A 24,920-nucleotide genomic window follows, 5' to 3' on the forward strand; every position below is an offset into this window, starting at 1 on the left:
GTAAATGCAACCTTTGCGCTTAGAGTTAAATTATTTTGGTCCCTATCAAAAAACAATCGTTGAATTTGCTGATTTTTATGCGAATGGCCTGTTTTTAATTACAGGAAAAACAGGTGCAGGAAAAACCTCAATTTTTGATGGGATGAGTTATGCATTATATGGTGTAACGTCAGGTGACGATCGTGCGGGAAAAGATATGCGATCAAATTTTGCGACGATTCACGATGTAACGTCGGTCATTTTTACTTTTAAATATAACAAAGAGACATACGTCATTGAACGAAAACCAGAACAAGTATTGGCTAAAAAAAGAGCAACGGGTGTGACAACCCAAACAGCAACAGTAACGTTGACGGTCTTTGACGAAAACGGTGTGGAAATTGAGCAACTGATTAAACAAACACAAGTGAGAGCTAAAATTGAAGAGCTATTGCAGTTAAATGAACAACAATTCTCACAAATTATTATGTTACCGCAGGGTGATTTTAAACGTTTTTTAATGTCAGATAGTAATGACAAAGAGAAAATATTAAGAAAACTTTTTGATACTCATTTTTATCAACAGATTGCGGAAAATGTCTTACTCCGAAAAAAAGAACAGAGTAAGGATTTAGGCAGAGCGCAAGAGCATTTAGAACTCTTGGCAGAGCAACTTGTGTTTAGTGAGTCATTTGACCAAGAACAACGTGCGGGTGACACCCTTTCGGATCACTTGAATTTTTACGCCCTTCAAGAAAAAGAATATTTGCGTGAATTGGATGAATTAATGAAGCAACAACAAAATTTAGAACAAAAATGGGAGCAGGCTCAAAAAGAAGTCACACGTTTAAAGAATAGACAAAATCTTCAGGAAAAAGCAGCCTTGAATTTAGAGAGTAAACAACAACTAGATGATCAAGCGCAAGAGATGACTTTGAAACAGGAGACCGTTGTTAGACTTGATAAATTAAAAGCAAGCCTGCCGCTGCATGAGGAAGTTTTAAATTTAGAACAAGAATTGTCTCAACTGACTGATGAAAAACAACAATTAGAAAAAGAACGACTATTAATTGAACAAAACCTCGCAGAATTAAAAATGAGAAAAGATAGATTGCAAAATGAGCAACAATTAGTACAACAGTCTGAAGATGAGTTGCGTCAAATTGAGACCGTTTTACCTCTTTTTGAGGAAAAAACAGAGCTAATTAAACAACAAGTAACAGTTGAAACAAGTCTAGAAAAGGTGAAACAGACCTTAGAAACACAAAGAGAACAAGTGGCCAAGAATCAAGCAGAGATAGCACGATTACAAAAGTTAGCTGAGCAAAAAGAGGAATGGCAAGAAAAGAATTATCAATTACAAACACAAATGACTGCCATCCAACAACTAAGTGTTGAACAAACAGAGTATCATACATTTACTTCCAAATTAGATCAATTATTGTCAAAACGTCAGCAAATTAAAGAAGATTCAGTTATCTTATCCGAACAGGTAAAGACTTCTTTAGAGGCTTTTAAACAAACTAAAAATCAGTGGGCTAAAGAACAAATCGCACGTTTGAGTACGTCACTCTTACCGGATGAACCTTGTCCCTTATGTGGCGCACTTGATCACCCAAATCCAGCGCATTCTCAGAGTGCTTTGAGTCTAGAAGAGTTGCAACAACTCGAAGTAGTTTTGGAGCAAGATGAAAAAAACTATCATCTGGCTAAAGAACACTTAGCATTGAAAGAGCAAGAGGCGCAGTATTTAGAGCAAGAGTGTCAAGTGAGTAGCAATGAAAAAGAGCAACGATGGACATTATTAATTCAGCATGCGCAGTCGTTTTTCAAGGTTGGACAAGATACAACCCCTGATGTGCTTATTAAAAAGACCACTGAACAACAGTTGCAAGTTGAAAAGTTACTGACACAAGCCGAAACAGAGCTTAGCGCATGTAAGTTAGCGAGTGAGACGTTAGAGGGCTTAAAAAAAGCGCAAACTGATTTGGTTGCTCAAGAGCAGATATTGCAAGAAGAACAACAAGAATTACGGTTAAAAGAACAGCAAGTTGTGACGATGTTTGAAAATATACATAAACAAATTCCGGAAAAATGGCAAAGTATTGCTGAAGTGAGAGCTGAGAAGATACAGATGGAAGCGATTGTGTTAGAGTGGAAGCAAGACTTTGAGAAAACAACACAACAAGAAAACAAGGCACAAGAGCAACTTGCGACAGTCAAAGGACGATTAAGTGCTTTGGATAAGCAAATCGAACAAACGACAAGTAAATTTGCAGAGCGTCAAGAAAAATTATTAACGCAATTAGCTGAACAGCAAGTCACGTTAGTTGAGTTTGATGCTGAAAAAACCAAGATTGCTCAAATCGAACAATTAAAAACAGACTATGAAGATTATGCTAAAGCAGTGTATGCGACTAATGAATTAGCTAAGCAATTAGCGGCTGAACTAGCTGAACAACCTGAAGGCGATCTTGCGTTGAGTCTAGAACAAACAGAAATTTTGACGACAGAAAAAACCAATTTACAAGAAAAGGTTGTTGCTTTAAAACTAACTGTGCAAAACAATGAAGCACTTGTGAGTGAAATTAAACAAAAAGAAGCCAAAATAAAAACACAACTAGAAGCTTTAACAGAATTGACATTGCTCTCAAATGTGATGAATGGTGATGGTCAAAGTAAGCTAAGCATTGAACGCTATTGTTTACAGATCTATTTGAAAAAGATTATTGCAGTCGCTAATCAGAAGCTACTTGATCTTTCAAATGGTCGGTACTATTTGAAAATTCGTGAGAGCCAAGGGACATTTAAAAAAGATACTGGACTTGAAATGGATATTTTTGATGGTCATGTTGGTTCAGCTAGAGGTGTCAACACGCTGAGTGGTGGCGAAAGTTTTATGGCGTCATTATCATTAGCGCTTGCCTTAGCTGAAGTGATTCAGCAGATTTCAGGTGGTGTCCGTATTGAAGCCATGTTTATTGATGAAGGTTTTGGTTCTTTAGACGAGGAAACATTGGAAATCGCAATGAAATCATTAGAAAAAATTAAAGGCGATGGTCGCTTAATTGGTTTGATTTCACACGTTAAGGAATTACAAGAACGTATTCCACAGCAACTACAAGTGATGACAAATCAAGATGGTACTAGCCAGGTACGTGAAATTTTAGAGTTTACTTAGGAGGTGAGTCTATGAAATGGTCAATTCCAGAAAAAATTGTTGAAGAAGGTAGAGAGTATGCTAAGGCGGGCCGCGTGGTCTCAATTAGCAAGAATGAAGAACAACAAGTTTGGTATGCTGAAGTTTTAGGTGAAGAAGTTTTTCATATTGAACTTGATGGAACAGCAAAAGAGGAAGATGTCTGCCAATGTATCTATTGGCAACAACATGGTTTTTGTAAGCACACAGTCTCAGTTGAGCTGGCGCTACGCGATCAAGGCCAAAATCGTTACATTAAGAAAAAAGTTGTGGCAAAAGATCAATATCAAGCTCCCTCACAAGCCCTTATTTTTTCACGAAGTTTTGCTAGATTGCAAGAAGATACAATTTCAAAAGACTTATTAGTTGGCGATCGCTTGGTTTTGGAATGGCATTTGGAAGTCGTTGAACCGTTATCCTATCATCCAGAACAATCTTTGATTGGTTTATATTTAAAAATTGGTCGTCGTGGTACGCGTGAACGGACGTATATTGTGCGAAATATTGGTGAGTTTCTAGACTGTTATCTTGCAAATGGAGTCTATCAAATGACTGATCGTTCTTTTACAATTACAGATAATTCCTTCTCAGACCGTAATGTGAAATTATTAAATCAATTATTGGCGATTCATCAGAACATGTCATTGTTAGCGCCAAATGGTGTGCAACAGCAAGGTAAGATTAATAAACGCTTTTTGATTTTAGATCAAAAGGATGCTAAATATTTTATCGAAACACTTGTTGATGAGCAACGTTTGCATTTTGAAATGGACAAGGAAAAGAAAGAAACGTTAATCTTTAAAGAAACAACATTACCTATTTCTTTTAATGTGACACCTGTAGGAATTAAAGATTATAAATTAACGATTCGTCAACCAGAGCTTGTTTATTTGGCAAACTATAGCTGGATTATTGGTGCTCATTCGATTTATGAATTAAATAAACACCAAGTAGAACGTTACGAATTGCTCCGTCAATTGTTAAAACGGACAACGACACCAGAGATTCTTTTTACGGATCAAATGGTGGGTCAATTGTTTTCTTATATTCTACCGAATTTAAGAAGTATCGGTATAGTTAATGTCAGTGAAACACTTAGTGCGGAATTATTACGTGTACCGTTGGAAGCTAAATTATATGTGATTCGTGATGATACGCAACTTGCGATTCGCGTGGACTATTGTTATGGCGATTACGTTTTTTCAACGGATCCCAAAGCTACGACTTCGCAATCGAAAAAAGCGCGTGTCATACGAGATCAAGTCCAAGAGTTACAGATTGAAAAAATATTAGAACATTTCCATTTTGTTAAACGCCAAACAGCCTTTTATCGTAAATTTCCAGAGGGTGAAGAACTTTATTTATTCTTCAAAGAAGAAGTGCCGCTATTGAAGCAATACACTGAAGTGACATTGTCTAATGAAGTCGCTGAAATTTATGATGAAGAAGAGCATTATGAGCCAAAACTTAGTATTTTAGATGAAGGATCATGGTTAGATATTCAATTTGATATTACAGCTATTGATGATACAGAGGTCAATGACGTTTTAGTCAGTTTGATGAAACAAGAAGAGTATCATCAGCTAAATAATGGTCAATTATTAATGTTGGATAGCCCTGAATTCAAGGAAGTTAGTTTAGCGATTCAACAATTACGTAAAGACATTAAGATAAATAAAGGACAACTCAGCATTCCGAAGCATCGTAGTTTAATGGTCGAGCATGTGATTCATAATATGGACAATGTGGAAACCTCTGCGAATTTTGATAATTTAATTAGTGATTTGTCACAGCCAGAAGCATTTCCAGTTGAAGAACCAAAGGGCTTGCATGCCGAGTTACGTGAATATCAAAGAGTTGGTTTTAAATGGTTAAAAATGTTATCTCATTATAATTTTGGTGGCGTTTTAGCAGATGATATGGGGTTAGGTAAAACATTGCAGATGATTACTTATTTGTTATCTGAAAAAGAAGAAGGCAAGTTGAAAGAGCCAGCTTTAATTATTGCACCAGCGAGTTTACTTTATAATTGGCAGATTGAAATCAATAAATTTGCGCCGTCATTGACGTCGAGAATCATTTCCGGCACGAAAGAAGAGCGAACAGAGCAACTAAAAGATGATGTCGATATATTAATTACTTCTTATACAACAGCGCGTCAAGATGAGGATTTATATCGTCAATATCATTTTTCAAGTATTGTTTTGGATGAGGCTCAGATGGTTAAAAATGCGGCAACTAAAACATTCCAAGCAATTGAAGGAATTAAAGCCAATCGTCACTTTGCTTTGAGCGGAACGCCTGTAGAAAATCGTTTAGATGATTTATGGTCAATTTTCCAAATGATTATGCCAGGATTTTTCCCACCACTGCGTCGTTATCGTAAACTACCAACAGAAACAATCGCATTAATGATTCAACCTTTCATTTTACGTCGTGATAAGAAAACAGTCTTGAAAGATTTACCAGATAAAATTGAGACTGATTTATATAGTGATTTGACTGAAGAACAAAAAACAATTTATCTTGCCTACTTAAAACAAATGCAAGAACAAGTAGTTTCGATGGATGATGGTACATTTAACCGCAACAAATTATCAATTTTGGCTGGTTTAACACGCTTACGTCAAATTTGTTGCCATCCAAATCTATTCTTGTCTGACTATGAAGGCGAATCTGGAAAAATGAATCAAGCACTGGATATTATCAAGAGTGCTAAAACAAATGGCCGTAAGATTTTACTATTCTCACAATTTACAAGTATGCTCACTATTTTAGAGGATGCTTTAGCTAAAGAGGATATTGAGACGTTTTACTTACGAGGTAATACACCAATTGAAAAACGTCAAGAGATGGTGGAACGCTTTAATCGCGGTGAAAAGGATGTCTTTTTAATCTCACTTAAAGCGGGTGGTACTGGTTTGAATTTAACCGGAGCAGACACTGTCATTCTTTACGATTTATGGTGGAATCCGGCTGTAGAAGATCAAGCTACTGGACGAGCGCATCGAATGGGACAAACGAAGAAAGTAGAAGTGTTCCGTTTGATGGCAGAAGGAACAATCGAAGAAAAAATGAATTTGTTACAACATAATAAAAAAGAACTCTTTAGCCAAGTAATTGATTCTGAGGACATTCGTCCACTGTCACAATTATCAATGACTGATTTGCGAATGATTTTAGATCTTGGTGAATAATTAAAATATTAAGCCTCCTTCGTGTAAGTTTGACGGATGGAGGTTTATTTTTTTTGAAAAAGTGATATGCTTTTAAAAACGAGAAAAGAGGGATGGTTATGGGGATTATTCGAGAAAAGATGCCGTTGTTGGGTGTTTTGACTGCTTTGTCGGTTGTTTTGGGTTTGATAGTTCATATTCCAATACCAGCAAGTAATGGTTATTTTAATTTATTGGAAGTGGGCATTTATACTGCGGCTTTGCTATTAGGTGGACCGGCGGGGTTATTTGTTGGCGCGGCAAGTGGGCTTTTATTGGATTTGATTTTGGGTTATCCTCAATGGATGATTTTTTCTCTAATTATTCATGGTGCCCAAGGCTATATTGCAGGGAGAATTAAACATCAGAATTCGCTATGGAATAAAATTATTGGTTTATCTATTGCATCGATTGTAATGGTGATTGGCTATTTCTTTGCCAATTGGATCCTTTACACGTGGACAGCAGCTTTGGCCTCATTACCAGGTAACATTGCGCAAACTGTTTGTGGAATGATTACAACACTTGTTTTAGTTAATTCTTTAGATAAAACAAAATTAACAGAAAAGTTCAAATTGAATAAATGACTTGACGCTATAAAGAGAAATTTTAACTTATTTATGCTAAAATAGACCTGAGTTAGTTCCAGTGAAATGAGCAAGAATTTTTTGCGAGGACTAATGACAACCTTTCATACAGAAACGGAGTCATCAGCCTTTTTGTAGATAAGATGAATAATATAGAGAAAGAATAAAAGAGGTGGATAATTAGTGAGTCAAGTGAAAATAGTCCCATTAGGTGGCGTTAGAGAAAACGGTAAAAGTATCTACGTTGTCGAAGTTGAGGATGAAATTTTTATTTTAGATTGTGGATTAAAATACCCAGAAGGTGATCAATTAGGTATTGATATGGTTATACCTGATTTTTCTTATTTAATGGAAAATAAGGATAAAATCGCTGGTGTATTCTTAAGTCATGGTCATGCCGATGCGATCGGCGCATTGCCATATTTATTAGAACAAATCGACGTTCCAGTGTTCGGAACGGAATTAACAATTGAATTGGCTAAATTAAATGTCAAAAATTACCCAAATACAAAGAAATTTAATGATTTCCATGTTATTAATGAACGAACTGAAATTGAGTTTGGTAAAGCGACAATTAGTTTCTTTAAAACAACGCATACGATTCCAGATTCAGTTGGGATTGCGATTAAAACAGATCGGGGCAATATTGTCTATACCGGTGATTTTAAATTTGATCAAAGTGCAAGTTCACTTTATCAAACTGATTTTGCACGTTTAGCGGATATTGGTAAAGAAGGAGTTTTAGCTCTTTTAAGCGATTCTGCTAATGCGGAAAGTGATAAATTGATTGCGTCTGAAAATCAAATTACAGAAGAAGTGTTTGATACATTACGTTATTGGGAAGGCCGCATCATCGTAGCTTGTGTTGCAAGTAATATTCAACGTATTCAGCAAGTCTTAGATGCAGCTGCTCATTCTGAGCGTAAAGTATTGCTAACAGGAAAAGATGTTGAACAAATTGTTAAAACAGCAATTCGTTTAGAGAAGTTAACAGTTCCTGATGAAAATCTTTTTATTAAAGAAAAAGAAATGCAAAAATATGATCCGACTGATTTATTAATTTTAGAAACAGGTCGTAGTGGTGAACCATTGAAATCATTACAACGTATGTCAAGCCGTCGTCATCGTACGATTCGCATTCAAGAGGATGATTTAGTTTATATCACAACATCACCTTCAAGTGCGATGGAAACAACTGTTGCGAAAACAGAAGATATGATTTATCGCGCTGGTGGTACTGTGAAGACCATTTCTGATAATATGTCAGTTTCAGGTCATGGTAATCAAAATGATCTTAAATTGATGCTTAATTTAATGAAACCGAAATACTTTATCCCTATTCAAGGAGAGTATCGTGTCCTTGCAGCGCATGCTGATTTAGCACATGAAGTTGGGATTCCGTTTAAAAATATCTTTATCACAGGTCGTGGGGATATTTTAGAATTCGAAAAGGGTCGTCTAAGAATGACTGGTAGTACTGATGCGGATAACATCTTAATTGATGGTTTGGGTGTCGGTGATATTGGTAATATCGTCTTACGTGATCGTCGTATTTTATCTGAAGATGGCATCTTCATTGTGGCAGTCACAATTAGCCGTCGTCAAAAGAAAATTATTTCAAAACCAAGAATTACGTCTCGCGGTTTTGTTTACCTTAAAACAAGTACTGATTTGATCAAAGAAAGTGAAACAATTGTTGAAACAGTCGTTTTAGAAAATTTAGAGAAAAAAGAATTTGATTGGGGCGTTTTAAAACAAGAAATCCGTGATCAATTGAGTCGACATCTCTATGAACAAACAAAACGTCGTCCGGTGATCCTTCCTGTTATTATGGAAGCCAGTCAAAAGAAAAAATAAAACAAAACAGTGTTTTCTTAAAACTAGTGAAAACCTGAGGCAGTTGGATGAAACCTGTTGCTTCAGGTTTTTATGCCGCGTGAAGTGATTGGCAGTGGTCTTAAAAGGAGTTTAAGTGTCTTTTTTAGTGACCACATGTTAAACTATTAGCGATAAAACATCTAGAGACTATATTTGAGAGTTGGGTGAAAAATGGCAGTAACAAAACATGATCAGATTCTTGAATATATAGAAACATTGCCAGTGGGTGAAAGAATTTCAGTTCGAGGAATCGCAAAGGACCTTCAAGTCAGTGAAGGAACAGCTTATCGTGCGATTAAAGAAGCTGAAAATGTTGGCTTAGTTTCGACAATTCAAAGAGTGGGTACAATTCGGATTGAAAAGAAAGTCCGTGAACATATTGAAAAACTTTCCTTTGGTGCAGTTGCCGAAATTATCGAAGGTGAAGTGATTGCAGGAAGTAATGGCTTAGAAAAAATACTTGATAAATTCATCATTGGTGCGATGACCAAAAATAGCATTAAACGCTATATTACGCCGGGCTCATTAATGATTGTTGGTAACCGTGAAGAAGTACAACGTTTAGCATTAGAAAATGGTGCTGCCGTTCTTTTAACCGGTGGTTTTGATGTGTCGCATGATATTTCGAGATTGGCAGATACTTTAGAGATGCCAATTATTCGCACGTCGTATGATACATTTACTGTCGCGACAATTATTAACCGCGCGATGAGTGATCAAATGATTAAAAAAGATATCGCAATGGTTGGCGATATCATGATTCCTTTAGAACGAACCAATTATTTAATTGTTAAAGACACTGTAGAAGACTATTATTACTTGTCTGAAGAAACAGGACATACCCGTTTTCCAGTTGTGAATAAATCGAATCGTTTATTAGGAATTGTCACACTAAAAGATGTGACGGGTAAGTCATCCACACAACTACTTGAAAAAGTGATGACCAAAAATCCGCGCCAAGCAAAAAAACATATGAGTGTTGCAAGTATTGGTCATTTGATGATTTGGGATGGGATTGAAATTATTCCGGTTGTCGAAGATGACTTAACCTTAATTGGAATTATTTCGCGTCAAGATGTGATGCAAACTTTGCAAATTTCACAGAAGCAACCAGTGATTGCGAATACATTAGCTGATCAAATTTCAGCTGAAATATATGAAAAAGAACCAAGTGATAAATCAGAGTTACCAAACTTTATGTTTAATGTTGCTCCACAAATGGTGAACAGTATGGGAACACTTGCTTATGGTGTCCTAAATCAACTGATTGCTCATGTGACACATCGTGTGATGATGATTAAACATAAAAGTAATTCGGTGATTGAACAAAGTAGTTTGTATTATTTTAAATTAATTCAAATGGATAGCATGATTGATGTCCGACCAACTGTGATTGATTTTGGACGTCGATCTGCCAAACTTGAAATTGATCTATTAATTGATAATGTGGCAGTAGCGAAAGCTGTTGTTATCTGTCAATTGATGGAGCAATCGTAAAGGATGATAAAAATGAAAATTGAACAACAAATTGTTGAAAAAATTAAAGCCTATCAGAAAATTATGATTCATCGTCACCAAAATCCTGATCCAGATGCGTTGGGTTCTCAGGGAGGTTTGGCTTCAATTTTAAGAGCTTCTTTCCCTGAAAAAGATATCTATGTGGTGGGCGGACCTGTTCATGATTTAGATTATTTACTGACAATGGACACTGTGACAGATGATATGTATCAAGATGCGCTAGTGATTACAACAGATACTGCCAATGCACCGCGCGTCAGTGGTGAACAGTTTAAGCTAGGGAAAGAAATCGTCAAAATTGATCACCATCCAAATGATGAACCTTATGGTGATTTAGCTTGGGTACGTCCAGATGCAAGTAGTACCAGCGAACTTATTTATGATTTGTATGTGGCAAATCAAGATGATTTAGTGATGACAAATGAAGCGGCGCGTTTATTGTATGCAGGAATTATTGGGGACACAGGTCGTTTTCTCTATCCGGCAACAACGAGTCACACTTTATGGGTCGCATCAAAATTAAAAGAATATAAATTTGATGCAGCTAAATTAAGTCGTGAAATGGATGAAGTGACTGAAAATATTGCCCGTTTATCCGGCTATGTAAGTGAGAACTTAAAAATTGATGAATCTGGTGCGGCAATGGTTTTACTAACACAAGAAGTGCTAGATCAATACCAAGTCGTTGATTCTGAAACGCCAGCAATTATCCCAATTCCTGGTAAATTAAAAGCAGTTACCGCATGGGGCATTTTTGTGGCTCAACCAGAAGGTCATTACCGTGTCCGTTTACGTTCGAAAGGACCAGCTATCAATGGTATCGCAAAGAGACATCATGGTGGCGGCCATATGTTAGCGAGTGGTTGTAACGCTAAAAATTTAGATGAAGTTGAACAAATCTATCAAGAAATTATTGCCGCTGTAAATGAATAATAACGTAGGTCTTTTGTTTGGTCATAAACTATGATTAAATAAAAGGCTTATTTTTTTGGATGGTGGTTTGATAGATAAACTTGTGGTTAAATGGAAGTGAGAGAAAGGGTGAAGGACAATGGATTTTTATAGCTATCAATTTTTTATTGAGCAAGCAGAACAATCGCATTACGGAAAGTATGCTATTTTTTTGGGGCTCATTGTAATATTACTTGTTTTGGCATTAAAGCAATTTAGAAGTAAGGAAAAGCGTAAATATCGTGACATTTTTGTCCTGATTACGTTAGCCATTGTCTTTTTTGCGGGCATTCAAGTCAATGAATTTGAGGTTGGGAAGGTTAATCAAAGTAATGCCTCTCAAATGGCATGCTTTTTGGAAAGTGTCAGCAAATCACAGCATGTTCCGTTGAAACAATTGGCTGTGAATTCAAAAGTGATTCGAGATGAGATGTTAATAAAAGTGGATCAAGATTTTTACCAAATCAATATGAATACTGATTTATCATCATATAAATTGGAAGAGACATTTCTGATTAATGATCAAATCAATTTAGTAGAGGAGTGAGTGTGAATGAATGATTATTTGCAAATTGCCATTAAGTTAGCCATTGGTTTATTCTGTTTAATTTTACAAATGAATTTATTGGGGAAAGCCAATTTAGCACCTGTTTCAACCCTTGATCAATTACAAAATTATGTTTTAGGGGGAATTATTGGAGGCGTGATTTATAATCAACAAATCACCATTTTGCAATTTTTGCTTATTTTAGTAATCTGGACTTTCCTTGTTGTTTTGGTGAAATACATGAAAGAAAATCTAGCCTTTATGAAACGTTTTGTCGATGGTCAGCCAATTACAGTAATTAAAAATGGCGAGGTACAAGTCGACGCATGCGCCAAAAAAGGCATCGCAGCAAGTGATTTAATGTTTAAACTACGTGCCGCCAATATTTATGACACCCGTCAAGTAAAACGTGCTATCCAAGAACAAAACGGCCAACTAACCATCATTCAATACGGCGAAGAAGTCGTCAAATTTCCAATCATCACTAACGGCGTCGTCGACCTCGACATCTTAGAATCATTCGACAAAGACCGCGAATGGCTAGACACAGAACTCGAAAAACAAAACACCACATTAAACAATGTCTACCTAGGCCAATACATAAACGGAAAATTAGAGCTGAGTACTTATAAATAAAGGTGATTTTTAGTGCGTTTATGGGTGAACAGCAAGACGAGCCTAGTAATCAGACGGTTTGTGTCTGAATACTAGGATTGACTTGGTGCTGAACCCATGCACTAAAAATCCCGTTCATCAAAGGTGGTGGAGCTGGCGGTTTGGGATGAGCAATAAGACAATCCTGATAATCAGGCGTTTTTTGCCTGACTAGCAGGATTAGCTTAGTGCCGAATCTCAGCCAAAATAATCCCGTAAACTCAACCAACACCATCACTCAAAACCAACAAAAAAAGGCCAACTTAAAAGTTAGCCTCTTTTTTTTTAGATATTTTTAGTTAATGAAATGGTATTAGCTTGTTCTACTTCTTTTTCAAAACCTTGTTCTTGCCAAAATGCAATCATGTTAGCTTTTGAAGCTTCTAATGCAACAGTGATTTTTTCAGCATCTGTTTCATGAGCCATTTGTTCTAACGCATGGTATAGCGGTAAAGCTAAACCAGCTTCAAAATAACTTGGTTCTAAAGTGAATTCACGAATAAGTGCCGTACCTTCTGTTGGTGTATTAGTAATCCAATCGATTAAGCCAATTAATTTTTGGTTATCAAAAATACCATATAAATTTTTATCGCGGGTTGAGTTTTGACTTGGTACGAAGTCTAAAAGTTCATTAAGAACCTCAGCAGCAGTTAATGCAACAGCATTATTTGTTAAGTGAGCATGGTTTTCAGACACAAATTGTTGAATCATTTCAGTGTGATCTTGTTTGTTTAATAATTGAATATGAATGGTTGGAAACGTTGGATGCGAAAATTCTTTCATTATTGATGAACTCCTTATATAAGTTTTAATCATTATGTCTAGAATAACGTAAAATTTAAGAGAATGAAAGTATAAATCAGTTGAATTCAATATTATTTAATAAACGGCTCAGTCCAATCATTAACAAATTAAAAAAGGTATTCAATCTACTAGGTAAATAATAGCTTGAATACCTTATTTTTATGCTTTAAAACGTTGTGAACGAGTTTCTGTTACTGGCTCGTCTTCAGCTTTAACACGCAGTTCAATCGTATATGGCTGCTTGTAAGTAATACCATCAAGTTGATAAGGACCACCTAAAATAAAGACGCCTAAAGGTATCAGTGTATGGACTTCATTTTCATCAAGCTTGATTTCCGCAATCTCTTTTAAATCAGCGTAACTACTGCCAATCATCAGTTTATCTTTTTTAATGCGATAGTACGGAATAAGCGCATATTTATCGAGTAAATATTGATTTTCATCCAACGAGTTTGTTGTTAATTCACCAGAGGCAATTAGTTGATTTATAATCTCTTCTAAAATGAAATCACTATCTTCAAAAAATCGTAGTGGTAAAGCCTTTCCGTGAATGACAGGAGTACCAGTAGGTGTTGCAACAGTACCGTCAGCATTATAAGTTAAATCTTCTGGTACGATATCTTCAATAAAATTAGTGACGTCCCACTTCACTTTACGGTCTTTAAAGTAATAGATAAAATTAAGGATAATAAAGTAGACAAGGACAATAAAAATAACTAGAAAGATAAAGAAACGAACATAATTTTGATTGTTAAAGTATCCCTTTACAATGCGTAACATGTAAAGAGTTGGAAAAATACTCGCAATTGTAAAAATTTTATTTTGTAAACGCGGATTGATATTCAAATAGTTTAAAAATTTACTAATATTAGCAAAAAGTAACGTTAGTAACGCATCCATTATTGAGCACCTTCTTTAGTCGGATTATTCTCAGGTTTTGTCGGCGTTTTATTTCCCGCAAGACTATCTTTGTCTTTATTTTTAGGACTGTCTTTCTCTGTTGCAGGATCTTCATTATCTGAGTTATTGTTGTTATTTGGATCATTTGGACTGTTAGTATTATTTGAATCATCAGGTTTTTGATTGTTGTTATTTTGATTATTGTCAATATTTGGTTCTTTTGTTGTTTGTGTTTCTTTTGATTCAGTTGTCTTTTCAGTTTCTTTTGGTGTTTTTTGGTTTGGATCTTCTTTAATCTCGTGTGTTGCTTTTGTGGTATCGGTTATTAAAGTTTCTTTTTTATTATTTTTGGTTTCTTCGCTTGTTTTTTTAGTCGATTCTATTTTTTCAGGTTTGGGTGACTTATAATTTTTACTATCCACAACGGCTGTTGTAGTGGTAATACTGACTGAAATAGCTAAGATAGCAATCGGTTTTAAAAAGGGGGCGACTACTTTATCTTTTTTCATTGAAAAAATCTCCTTTTCTTGTAACTATCGTTAATAATACCACGAGAATAGGAGAAAATTGAGAATTTTTTGCGAGATATTTCTTAAAAATATCTATAGTTACCCTAAGAATTAAGCGAGTTGTCCTTTTTTAACTTTAGTTTCTTGTTTAAACTGGCTATTTTATTTTTTTCCTTGTGATAATAGAGGAACCAAATGAAAATAAAAATAACAAAAAAAGTAAGGCTGGCGGTAACGATGATCCCAATTTTCATTGGAAACCATTGACCTAAATAGGCAGTTCCTAAAAAACTAAAGTAACTTAAGCCTAGATGAATCAAAGCTTGTGTAAATAATGATAGTTTCTCTTGTAAATAGATTAATGGATAAACACCAAGAAGTACGCTTAAAAGTAAGATACTAAATATTTGTTGTTGAATAGCTCCTGAGGTATAAATTAATCCAGAAATAAGGTATATTGTAGATCCGATTCCTAAACCGCGAGCAATATATTTTATGACTGTCATTTTAATCCACCTTCCTTTCAATTGCAGATTTAAGCAATGTGACAAAACGTCTAGAGACAGTGACTTGATGTTGTCCTTTTAGATAAGCATAATAGTTACCTGAGAAGGCCACTTCCAATCGAGTTAGATAATTCAAATTAATAATAGTTGATTTGGAAATTTGAACAAAGTTTTGTGGGCTAAGCATTTTATGAAAAGACTTGAGTGTTTTAGTGATTTCATAGTTGTCCTCTTTTGTATGAATCACTAGATTATTTTGAAAGACTTCTGCAAAATAAATTTGTGCTTGTTCAATAATCAATTGCTGGTTTTTATGGGTAAGATAAAGTGTCGGTGAGTGTGTCAAACAGTTTTTTATTTTGTTCATTAATAGTTTAGCATCATGTTCTGTGGAGCTAATAACCTGAACTTCATCTGACTGATTATTTTGAATCACTTGATATGAATACTGGATTTCTACTGTCATTGTGTTAACCTCCTTTAACCTAATTTAAGTATAAAATTAAAAAATAAATAAAACTAGTTGTTTAGGCTAAGTGGTTGTTTTAAAGGGACAAGTGGTAGAGTAATATGGTAGGGTTAATCAACTTGAGCCTCAATTGAAATGTAGGGGGAAAATAAATGTATCAATCATTGAATTGGCTGGAAAATATATGCCAAGATTTAGAGATAGGACCGATTAAGAGTCTAACGATGGAGACTCAAAATGAGGAATATGAGGGTTTCTCTTTTCAGTTGGATAACCGAAGCTTTAGAAGTCGGTTAGCTAAATTAACACCAACGAAAAAGGGTTATTTTGTCGTCTTTTGGGAGAAAGATGCTGCAGGAAAAAATCAACCTTACACTTATGCAGATAGTCCTGAAAAAATTATTGTCTCAGTTTTAGATGGCACGAAGAAAGGTCAATTTGTTTTTCCGAAAGATATTCTTTTACAGAAAGGTATTTTAAGTGGAGAAAATAGTAAAGGCAAGATGGGAATTCGTATTTATCCCACTTGGGAAACTGATTTAAATCAAACAGCGCAACGGACACAAAAATGGCAACAAAATTACTTTGTTGATTTAACACATACAAGCCAATTTGAAGTCATGCGTGAATATTATTTGGAATAAAATTTAAGAGGTTGTGACAGAAGTGTTCAGCTTCAAGAAATAAGTTGTTTAGTTTGTAAAAAAGAGGGGCCGTGACGTACTTTGTCACGGTCCCTTAATATGTATCTTTTTTAGTTGCTTAGAAATATTGAATGCCCATAGCTTTTTTTACGTCATCAAGGGTTTTTTCTGCTTGTTCTTGAGCATGAAGACTTCCTTTTTTTAGAACCTCTATTAAATAGGCATCGTCCTGTTCTAATTGAGCACGTTTTTGTCGAATCGGTGTTAATAATTCCTGCAAGACATCATTTAAATAGAGTTTGATTTTAACATCACCCAAACCACCTTTTTGATAGTGTTCTTTTAAGTCAGCAACTTTTTGTTGATCGGGTGCAAAAATATCAAGATATTCAAAAACCATATTACCTTCAACTTGACCAGGATCATTGACATGAATATGATTTGGATCAGTAAACATACTCATGATTTTTTTCTTAACAGTTGCTTCATCATCAGATAAGTAAATACCATTGTTTAGTGATTTACTCATTTTTCCGTGCCCGTCAATCCCTTTTAAACGTTCGCGATTTTTACTTGGGAGAACAATTTCAGGTTCAACTAATGTATCCGTTTGATAAATTCGGTTGAACGTTCTGACAATTTCTTTGGTTTGTTCAATCATTGGCAGTTGGTCACCTCCACCAGGTACGTGGGTGGCTTTGAATGCAGTAATATCAGCTGCTTGGCTGACAGGATACATTAAGAAGCCTGCAGGTAAACTGGTTTCGAAATTTTTGTCTTTCATTTCTGATTTAACTGTCGGATTGCGATAAAGGCGTGCGACTGTGACGAGATTTAAATAATAAAGAGTGAGTTCTGGTAATTGCGGAATTTTTGATTGCACAAAAATAGTTGATTGTTCTGGATTAATACCAACAGCTAGATAGTCTAGTAAGACTTCTATAACGCTCTTTTGAATTTTTAGAGGATTATCAGCATTGTCTGTTAAAGCTTGTTGGTCAGCAATCATAATGTATTGCGTTGTGGCTAGTTCGTTTTGGATATTGACTCTATTTTGTAGCGAGCCAACAAAATGTCCCAAATGTAATTTGCCAGTGGGTCTGTCTCCAGTTAAATATATTGATGTCATTGTCATTTCCTCCTTAAAATAAAAAATCACCCTCTAATAAGGTTAAAAACCTTACTAGAGGGTGATGAATATCACGGTACCACCTCAAAATTAACTTTTGTAGTTAAACTACTTTGATAACGCAAAAAATGCGGACATTCATACTAGGGTTACGTTCAAAATGTCATTTAGAAGTCCATTCAAATTAAAGGGTTACTAATTTACACCAACCATTAGCTCTCTTTAAACGCGTTTAATTTTACTCTTCTTCCTCGTTAATTTTAATTATTAAGGTAAAGTATAAACCTATCTCAAAAAAATGCAAGACTGTAGAAGATTTTACAAGTACACAATGCTCAAAAACGTTGATATAATAGATAAATAGTCCTAGAAAAAAATATTTTAAATAAATTTGAAGATGATGCTTGACCTTCCAGTTACTGGAAGCTGTATGCTGTAGTTACTCAAGACGAGAACGAATTGGAGGAATAAGAAATGTTAACAATTGGTCAATTTTCAAAAGTCAGTCAAATTCCGAGTAAAACATTACGTTACTATGATGAAATCGGTTTGTTGAAACCTGAACACGTGGATCCCGTGAATGGCTACCGCTATTATGAAGCGGATCAACTAAAGGTAACGTTAAAAATTTTACAGCTAAAGAGCTATGAATTTTCACTTGCTGAGATTCAAGAAGTGATGAGTGACAATGACAAATTACCAATAATTCTTAAAAGTAAACGCGAAGAAATATTAGCAAAAGCGACTTCTTATTCTTTACTTCAACACTCGATTGAGCAATACATCGAGGAATTAACTCAAGGAGGAAGCATCATGAAAAACATTGATACAACAAACGTTACTAAGGTTATGAGTCCAAAACTAAATTTAGTGTCTGTCCGTGAAAATATAAATATCGCAAACTTTAACGAATTATTTGCAAAAGCAGGTGGCTTATTAGCACAAAGTCAACAAATGCCAATCGGAGCACCGGTCACACTCTATCACAGTGAAGAGTTTACGCCAGAAAATTATGACGTTGAAATTGGTTTCCCAATCGCTGAAGGTGCAGTTGGCAATCATATTATAGAAGCTGCTGAATGTGCCTTCTATGAATTTCATGGTAACTATAGTAATTTAGGTGAAGCGTATGCAATTTTAACAAAATGGGTTGAAATGAATGGTTATAAGATTAATGGTGTGCCGTTTGAGCAATACATGACTGACCCAGAACAAGTCGCACCAGATGATAATGTGGTAGCAGTTTATATGCCAATTAGTAAAAAATAAGTTGAGTGGAAAGCATTGAATCAATTGAGATTGATTCAATGCTTTTTTAATGACTAATGGTGTCGTCTTGCTATTATTGTATCTAAATGATAAATAATTGCTCATTCAAGAAGATATCTTGATATAATAGATAAAAAACCTTTAGGATGTGTTGTAGATGGATGATGTGCTAATAAAATTATATCTATTGTGTTTATCGCCAGTAATTTTAACAACAATTGCAATTGTTTTTGGTAATTGGAGCTTGTATGCAATAGGCACACCAGTAGTGTTATTCTTTGTCGTAAAAACTTTTAGTGGTGCGTCATTAATGTGGATGATTTTGATGGTGGTTGCTCTAACACCATTATTCTATTATGCCTACACAAATCGTTATAAATTGAAATTTAGAAACTATCCCATTTTAAAAGAATACTGGCAAGTTAATCAAGATAAAATGAGCCGCATTAAACAAACGATGAAAAATATGTATCAACCACTCTATAATCAAAGTGATTCTTCTGGACGAAAGTACTTATCATCGGCCTTTCGTATTTTTGGATTTGTTGAAGATAAAGAGGGAACGGTTTATTATCAAATCTATAATAAGCCATCGGAGAAACATTTTTTAGCCTTTTTAGATAGTCATATTGATTTAATGAATGACATTATTTCAGATGATCCCGATAAAATTAAAGAAACAAGGATTGTTTTGAAAGATCAAATTACTCTATTAGTACAGGACTATCAAGGAAAATAATAATAAAAACGGACAAGCACTCTAAATAGAGGTTTATCCGTTTTAATATTTTATAGTAAAAAAATTTTATTTTGACAGGCGTTAATGGTTTCTTCGTCCCACAATGAGACCTGAACTTCACCAATATGTGCTTTTTCCAGAAGTAACATACACATTCTACTTTGGCCAATACCGCCACCAATTGTGAGTGGTAATTCATTATTTAGCACTTGTTGATGGTACAGATAAACTAAACGATCTTTGGCGTTGGCTTTTTCTAATTGATCCATCAGTGCGTCACTATCAACACGAATACCCATACTTGAAAGTTCCATCGCACAATCTAATGTGTCATGCCAGAATAATAAGTCACCGTTTAGGGCCCAATCATCATAGTCTGGTGCACGGTTATCGTGAGGCTCACCGTGATTTAACACATCGCCAATTTGTAGAATAAAAGTTGTTGGATGCTCTTTAACAAAAGCATGTTCGCGTTCTTTAGATGTTAAGTCTGGATAAAGATCAGCTAATTCTTGGCTGGTAATAAACGCTACGTTGGTATCGATTGACGTTTTAATACTTGGATATTTAGTATGCAAACGACTTGAAGTCTCAGCCATTGCATTGACCAGTCCTTGGACAGTTTCTTTTAGATACTCAATGGTCCGTTGTTCTTTTGTAATGACACGTTCCCAGTCCCATTGATCGACATAAAGAGAGTGTAGATTATCCAATTCTTCGTCACGTCGAATGGCATTCATATCAGCATAAAGGCCATTTCCTGAGTGGAAGTCATAGTCTTTTAATGCGACTCTTTTCCATTTTGCTAATGAGTGAACCACTTCACCATTGTCGCGTAGTGCTGGTACATCAAAGGTTACCGGACGTTCGGTTCCGCTTAAATTATCATTTAACCCAGAACGTTCGTCAACGAAAAGGGGTGCTGAAACACGTTTTAATTTTAAGCTACCTGTTAAGGCTTCTTCAAAACAACGTTTGATAAAGCCGATTGCTGTTTGCGTATCATAGACATTTAATGTCGATTGATAGTCTTTTGGAATAATTGTTTTCTCCATAATTATCACGACTCCTCCGATTTTTTACTGACTATTGTACCATATATTTGCTAACCTTTTTACCCTATTTAGTAGATTTACCGAATCGGCGCAAAATTTAGCATTGATTTTGTATGGAAATTATATAATGATAGGATTAAAGAACGAGGATAAGGTATATTTAGAGGAGTGTTGTAAAGATGTCAGTCACAATTAAAAAATGCCAGGTTCAAGATTTAAAAGCGATTCAAGAAGTGAGTATTCAAACCTTTACGGATACGTTTCTGCCATTTAATACGAAGGAAAATATTGATAAATATGTGGCGCGAGCGTTTACGGATGAAAAGTTAATCAGTGAAGTGAATGACACACATTCGCAATTCTTTTTTGCATATATAGGTCATGATGTTTGTGGGTATTTAAAAGTGAATGAGTATCCAGCACAAACAGAAAAAACAATTCCTAATTCATTGGAAGTTGAACGCATCTACGTGAAAAAGGAATTTAAACGGCAACATGTCGGGTCGGCTTTAATGGAACAGGCGATTCAAATTGCTCAAGCAAAAAAAGTGAAGCAATTATGGTTAGGGGTTTGGGAAAAAAATACAGTGGCTTTAAGCTTTTATCAAAAGAACGGTTTTAAAAAAGAAAGTAGTCATACTTTTCATATGGGTGATAAAGAGCAAACGGATTATCTGATGGTCAAGGTCTTATAGATATAATGGAATAAAGTGCTAACAAAATTGGGAGGAGTGTTTGTGTGGGGACGTTACCGTTGATATTATTTTTTGAAGGTATTTTAACCTTTATTTCACCATGTATATTACCATTATTACCGGTGTATATTGCTTATTTTTTAGGCGATCACGAGGGAGCAGCTCAATCAAAAAAATATGATGCGCTGTTTCGCGTTTTATCTTTCATTTTGGGGTTTTCGCTAATTTTTGTCGCAATGGGTATTTTTGCGAATTTTTTCGCGCAAAATATCATTCGCCATCAAAAAGTGATTCAAGTGGTAACGGGATTAATTGTCATTTTGGCTGGCTGTAATATTTTAGGGTTATTTGATCGAATGAAGGCCAAAATTGGGTTCTTTAATCAATTCAAACCAACGATGAAAATTAGTATTCACAGTAATCGTTTATCGCTTGTCTTTTTTGGTGCAGTTTTTGCGTTAGGCTGGACACCGTGTATGTCAGCATACTTAGGTACGGCACTTGCAATGGCCGCCCAATCAAGTGAGCCCCTGAAAGGCGGTTTGTTACTGTTTATTTATGCATTAGGTTTAGGCGTTCCCTTTATACTAAGTACTTTCCTACTGCAAAATTTTAAACAGGCCTTTACGTGGATTAAAATTCATTTTGATATTATCAATCGCGTCTCTGGTATTTTGATGATTTTAGTAGGGATTGCGATGCTGTTTGGTTGGGTAGCATATTTACAATTGTTAGTGCAACGATAGGAGGAGCGTATGAACGAGAGACAAAAGTTATTAAAAAATATTGGAATTACAGTGGCAGTTTTTATTTTCGCCTTTTTTAGTTATCAGTTCTTAATTCGTAAGGGTGCTTTTGACACGTTGGTCACTGAATCGGCACCTGATGAAGAAATACGTAATATCAAAGAATCACAATTTGATGCGAAATTTGTGAATGAAGATAATCAAGAAGAAAAACTAAGTGATTATTTAGGTAAACCAATTGTGGTCAACGTGTGGGCCAGTTGGTGTAAACCATGTCGAGCAGAGATGCCTGAATTTGAGAAGGTCTACAAGGAAGAAAAGGATGTTGTTTTCTTATTTATCAATCAAACCGATGGCAAGTCCGAAACAAAAGATACGGCTAAAGAATTTATTGCAAATGAAAAATTAGACATTCCAATTAAGTTTGATATTAATAATGAAATGAAGTACAAATTTATTGTGAAGGCTTTACCGACCACTTACTTTATTGATAAAAAAGGGAACGTACAGGGTGAGGCCGCAGGAATAATTACGGAAAAAACCCTTAAAGAACAAATTGAAGAAATTAAATAAATGATGATTAAAAGATCTGCGAGATGTGGATCTTTTTTAGTTCTAGGTTGTCCTCACGAACTTTGGTATACTGGAAAAAGAAATGGAAGGTGCAAAGTATGAATCATAATGATCGCTTGAAACGATTACGTTATGCGTTAGATATTAAAGATAAAGACATGATTAAAATTTTTAAATTAGGTGGCGTGGATGTAACGGTAGAAGAATTACTGCAAATGTTACGCAAAATTGACGAAGAAGAATATGAATTACCAGTCACTGATGAACAATTTGAACGCTTTTTAAATGGTTTAATTATCTCACAACGTGGTGTTAAAGAGGGGCCAGAACCAGCTTTAGAATTAACGCAATATAATGCAAACAATCTTTTATTGAAAAAAGTGAAGATCGCATTATCACTCACAACAGATAATTTATTAGATATTTTTGGCAATGTTGACATCTATATGTCTAAAAGTGAACTAGGTTCATTTTTACGAAAAGAAGGCCATCGCAATTATAAACCTTGTTTAGATAACTTTGCTCGTAATTTTATCAAAGGATTAACGATTTACTATCGTGGTTAAAGTTAAACAGGAGGAAAGTGGCACATGCGTTTTGTAATTGATGGAGATGGCTCTCCAGTGAAACAAGAAGTGATTGAATTAGCGCGCGAATTTAGCTTACCAGTCTTAATTGTCACCAGTGTCGATCATTTTACGACAAAAGAATATCCTGATTTTCTGACCTTTATTTATGTTGATATGGGTGCAGATGGTGCTGATTATCGAATTGTTAAAGAAATTCATGATGATGATCTTGTTATCACACAAGACTATGGCTTGGCGTCGCTATTATTGGGTAAAAAAGTCCGTGTTTTTCATCATCGCGGGACAGAATACTTGGCAGAAACGATTGACGGCCTATTGACGCAACGCTACCTCAGTGGTCAAATGCGAAAAGCAGGTAAACGAACCAAAGGCCCCAAACCGTTCACCCAAGCAGATCGAGATGAATTTACAGCCAAGATGCGCAAAGTGTTGAGGGATGGGTTAATGAAAGAACAGTAATGCTATCTCTTATTGATAACGTTACTGCTCTTTTTATTTTTTCAATTTTTCATTGAAATAGCGGTTGGTTTTTTTTACGTGTTGCACCGTATAATAGATTAATATAGCTGTTGGTACAATAAAAATAGTAAACAATAACCATTGATAATTGACTAAAAATTTGATTGGAAAAAGCATAAAAAGGTAAATAAAAACACAGTAAATGGCGGCCCAAAACATCATAGTACTTGATTCTTTAGCAATTTTTTGACTATCGAGCTTGGCACGTTCTTCTGATGTAATCATATTATAGCCTGCAATTAGCATGAGCCATTTACCTTGTCTAAGTTGATAGCTTACGATGAAAAATATCAGAATAATGGGAATGATAAGAAGACTAATTAAAAGATTATCAAACATGAGCTTCCTTCCTTTCTAAATGTATTTTCTGACTTGGTTTTGATAGGCTAAATAGGTATCACCAAATTGCTTTTGACACCAACGTTCTTCGGCATTAACCATCCAATGGGCGGTGAATTGAAAAATGATACAGATCATCAAATACAGGAGAGAGCGGTATAAAAGGCCGCAACCTAAAAAAATAAGAAAATAGCCAATATACATTGGATGTCTGGAAAACTGATAGATGAGCTAATTTCATAATTATGATGCCTTGATACATTAGCGTTCTAAAAACAATAAAAATAAGAACCTCCCCATCTGTTATAATTATGATGTCCTGACAGACTCTTAAACAGAAAGGAAGATTCCTATGTCTATCATACAACAACCAACACTTTTTGACATCCAAATTTTACAAGAACTTGAGATTGAAGCGAAATATCAAGAAATTTTCTCCCCATTAGAACTAACACCATTGGTTGCATTATTTCAAAAAGAAAATATAGTCGGTGCGCCAGTTACTATTAATTACGAAGCAGCACTTCGTGCTGTTTTAGTGAGCTTTTTAGAAGGCATTCCAACAATTAAAGCTTTAGTTATGAGAATTAAGCAAGATGTTCGATTTAAGCTTAGTTTAGGATTTCTATTTGGCGATAGAGATCCTTCTGAAGCCACATTTTCACGAATCTTACATGTATTGTCTCAAAGAATTGACGTTTTGATTAATCTTAACTGTCTCATCATTAAGTCAATTGATTCAGAGTTCAATATTCTAAGTGAAGATATTGCCTTTGACGCGACCGCTGTAGAAGCACATACAAAGCCTGTTAAAAGAGATAAGCAAAAAATTTCTAGTACATGTAAACAACATTCTATGAAAACTAATGAGTTGTCAAAAGAATTAACAATAGAGCCACAGTGGGG

The 24,920-nt window shown here is 35.1% G+C and carries 26 protein-coding genes and 1 other annotated feature; of the genes, 17 read left to right on the top strand and 9 right to left on the bottom strand.

Annotated features, from left to right (window positions below; all coding sequences use genetic code 11):
• The first annotated feature begins 4 nt into the window (after positions 1-4).
• From ESZ54_RS03315 to ESZ54_RS03350, 8 genes are all read left to right on the top strand, one after another.
• Complete coding sequence (locus tag ESZ54_RS03315) at positions 5-3,160, top strand: AAA family ATPase (protein ID WP_136136259.1); 3,156 nt, start codon at positions 5-7, stop codon at positions 3,158-3,160.
• A gap of 11 nt (positions 3,161-3,171) precedes the next feature.
• Positions 3,172-6,375, top strand: a complete 3,204-nt coding sequence (locus ESZ54_RS03320) for a DEAD/DEAH box helicase (protein WP_136136260.1) — start codon at positions 3,172-3,174, stop codon at positions 6,373-6,375.
• 98 nt (positions 6,376-6,473) lie between these two features.
• Positions 6,474-6,980: an ECF transporter S component gene (locus ESZ54_RS03325; RefSeq protein ID WP_136136261.1), complete on the top strand. Its 507-nt coding sequence runs from the start codon at positions 6,474-6,476 to the stop codon at positions 6,978-6,980.
• A 183-nt stretch (positions 6,981-7,163) separates the two neighbouring features.
• A complete protein-coding gene (locus tag ESZ54_RS03330; RefSeq protein WP_136136262.1) occupies positions 7,164-8,837 on the top strand; it encodes a ribonuclease J in 1,674 nt (557 codons plus the stop codon).
• 192 nt (positions 8,838-9,029) lie between these two features.
• On the top strand, positions 9,030-10,355 hold the full coding sequence (locus ESZ54_RS03335; protein ID WP_136136263.1) for a DRTGG domain-containing protein: 1,326 nt from the start codon (positions 9,030-9,032) through the stop codon (positions 10,353-10,355).
• Between the two features lie 12 nt (positions 10,356-10,367).
• Positions 10,368-11,309: a DHH family phosphoesterase gene (locus ESZ54_RS03340; protein WP_136136264.1), complete on the top strand. Its 942-nt coding sequence runs from the start codon at positions 10,368-10,370 to the stop codon at positions 11,307-11,309.
• Positions 11,310-11,427: 118 nt separating this feature from the next.
• On the top strand, positions 11,428-11,874 hold the full coding sequence (locus tag ESZ54_RS03345) for a DUF3290 family protein (RefSeq protein WP_136136265.1): 447 nt from the start codon (positions 11,428-11,430) through the stop codon (positions 11,872-11,874).
• Between the two features lie 6 nt (positions 11,875-11,880).
• A complete protein-coding gene (locus ESZ54_RS03350) occupies positions 11,881-12,510 on the top strand; it encodes a DUF421 domain-containing protein (protein WP_136136266.1) in 630 nt (209 codons plus the stop codon).
• A gap of 303 nt (positions 12,511-12,813) precedes the next feature.
• On the opposite strand, the gene ESZ54_RS03355 is transcribed toward ESZ54_RS03350, so the two are convergent.
• From ESZ54_RS03355 to ESZ54_RS03375, 5 genes are all read right to left on the bottom strand, one after another.
• The gene (locus ESZ54_RS03355; RefSeq protein ID WP_162615079.1) at positions 12,814-13,311 is read right to left on the bottom strand and encodes a GNAT family N-acetyltransferase; all 498 of its coding nucleotides are present in this window, start codon (positions 13,309-13,311) and stop codon (positions 12,814-12,816) included.
• 180 nt (positions 13,312-13,491) lie between these two features.
• A complete protein-coding gene (locus tag ESZ54_RS03360) occupies positions 13,492-14,232 on the bottom strand; it encodes a DUF6681 family protein (RefSeq protein ID WP_136136268.1) in 741 nt (246 codons plus the stop codon).
• Positions 14,232-14,741, bottom strand: a complete 510-nt coding sequence (locus tag ESZ54_RS03365; RefSeq protein ID WP_136136269.1) for a hypothetical protein — start codon at positions 14,739-14,741, stop codon at positions 14,232-14,234. Before ESZ54_RS03365 ends, ESZ54_RS03360 begins: the two co-directional genes overlap by 1 nt.
• A 104-nt stretch (positions 14,742-14,845) precedes the next feature.
• Positions 14,846-15,247 (bottom strand): DUF3021 family protein, encoded by a 402-nt coding sequence (locus ESZ54_RS03370; protein WP_136136270.1) that lies wholly within the window; start codon positions 15,245-15,247, stop codon positions 14,846-14,848.
• A 1-nt stretch (position 15,248) separates the two neighbouring features.
• Positions 15,249-15,713, bottom strand: a complete 465-nt coding sequence (locus ESZ54_RS03375; protein ID WP_136136271.1) for a LytTR family DNA-binding domain-containing protein — start codon at positions 15,711-15,713, stop codon at positions 15,249-15,251.
• A gap of 155 nt (positions 15,714-15,868) precedes the next feature.
• Between ESZ54_RS03375 and ESZ54_RS03380 the strand changes: the two genes are divergently transcribed.
• Positions 15,869-16,360: a MepB family protein gene (locus tag ESZ54_RS03380; RefSeq protein WP_136136272.1), complete on the top strand. Its 492-nt coding sequence runs from the start codon at positions 15,869-15,871 to the stop codon at positions 16,358-16,360.
• Between the two features lie 118 nt (positions 16,361-16,478).
• Here the strand turns inward: ESZ54_RS03380 and trpS are convergent, their stop codons facing one another.
• Positions 16,479-17,489 (bottom strand): tryptophan--tRNA ligase, encoded by a 1,011-nt coding sequence (gene trpS, locus ESZ54_RS03385; protein ID WP_136136273.1) that lies wholly within the window; start codon positions 17,487-17,489, stop codon positions 16,479-16,481.
• Positions 17,490-17,543: 54 nt separating this feature from the next.
• Positions 17,544-17,753 (bottom strand) — a binding site (T-box leader).
• Between the two features lie 210 nt (positions 17,754-17,963).
• Here trpS and ESZ54_RS03390 point away from each other — a divergent pair.
• Both ESZ54_RS03390 and ESZ54_RS03395 read left to right on the top strand, forming a co-directional pair.
• Positions 17,964-18,758, top strand: coding sequence for a MerR family transcriptional regulator (locus tag ESZ54_RS03390; RefSeq protein WP_136136274.1), 795 nt, complete (start codon positions 17,964-17,966; stop codon positions 18,756-18,758).
• A gap of 157 nt (positions 18,759-18,915) precedes the next feature.
• A complete protein-coding gene (locus ESZ54_RS03395) occupies positions 18,916-19,497 on the top strand; it encodes a hypothetical protein (protein ID WP_136136275.1) in 582 nt (193 codons plus the stop codon).
• A gap of 50 nt (positions 19,498-19,547) precedes the next feature.
• Here the strand turns inward: ESZ54_RS03395 and asnA are convergent, their stop codons facing one another.
• Positions 19,548-20,552 carry an aspartate--ammonia ligase gene (gene asnA / locus ESZ54_RS03400; protein WP_136136276.1) on the bottom strand — a complete coding sequence of 335 codons (1,005 nt, stop codon included), beginning with the start codon at positions 20,550-20,552 and terminating at the stop codon, positions 19,548-19,550.
• Positions 20,553-20,731: 179 nt separating this feature from the next.
• On the opposite strand from asnA, the gene ESZ54_RS03405 reads away from it, so the two are divergent.
• From ESZ54_RS03405 to ESZ54_RS03425, 5 genes are all read left to right on the top strand, one after another.
• A complete protein-coding gene (locus ESZ54_RS03405; RefSeq protein WP_136136277.1) occupies positions 20,732-21,247 on the top strand; it encodes a GNAT family N-acetyltransferase in 516 nt (171 codons plus the stop codon).
• Between the two features lie 44 nt (positions 21,248-21,291).
• Positions 21,292-21,993 carry a cytochrome c biogenesis CcdA family protein gene (locus ESZ54_RS03410; protein ID WP_162615080.1) on the top strand — a complete coding sequence of 234 codons (702 nt, stop codon included), beginning with the start codon at positions 21,292-21,294 and terminating at the stop codon, positions 21,991-21,993.
• Between the two features lie 9 nt (positions 21,994-22,002).
• The gene (locus ESZ54_RS03415) at positions 22,003-22,566 is read left to right on the top strand and encodes a TlpA family protein disulfide reductase (protein ID WP_136136279.1); all 564 of its coding nucleotides are present in this window, start codon (positions 22,003-22,005) and stop codon (positions 22,564-22,566) included.
• A gap of 98 nt (positions 22,567-22,664) precedes the next feature.
• Positions 22,665-23,132 carry a YehS family protein gene (locus ESZ54_RS03420; protein WP_136136280.1) on the top strand — a complete coding sequence of 156 codons (468 nt, stop codon included), beginning with the start codon at positions 22,665-22,667 and terminating at the stop codon, positions 23,130-23,132.
• Between the two features lie 24 nt (positions 23,133-23,156).
• Positions 23,157-23,615: a YaiI/YqxD family protein gene (locus tag ESZ54_RS03425; protein WP_136136281.1), complete on the top strand. Its 459-nt coding sequence runs from the start codon at positions 23,157-23,159 to the stop codon at positions 23,613-23,615.
• Between the two features lie 33 nt (positions 23,616-23,648).
• On the opposite strand, the gene ESZ54_RS03430 is transcribed toward ESZ54_RS03425, so the two are convergent.
• Positions 23,649-24,014, bottom strand: coding sequence for a DUF3784 domain-containing protein (locus ESZ54_RS03430; RefSeq protein ID WP_136136282.1), 366 nt, complete (start codon positions 24,012-24,014; stop codon positions 23,649-23,651).
• 15 nt (positions 24,015-24,029) lie between these two features.
• Positions 24,030-24,242 (bottom strand): methyltransferase family protein, encoded by a 213-nt coding sequence (locus ESZ54_RS12810; protein ID WP_420824350.1) that lies wholly within the window; start codon positions 24,240-24,242, stop codon positions 24,030-24,032.
• Between the two features lie 124 nt (positions 24,243-24,366).
• Between ESZ54_RS12810 and ESZ54_RS03440 the strand changes: the two genes are divergently transcribed.
• A partial coding sequence (locus ESZ54_RS03440) for a transposase (protein WP_136136284.1) occupies positions 24,367-24,920 on the top strand: 554 nt, incomplete at its 3' end.

The sequence above is a fragment of the Vagococcus silagei genome (assembly GCF_004795745.1).
GTDB classification, from domain to species: Bacteria; Bacillota; Bacilli; order Lactobacillales; family Vagococcaceae; genus Vagococcus; species Vagococcus silagei.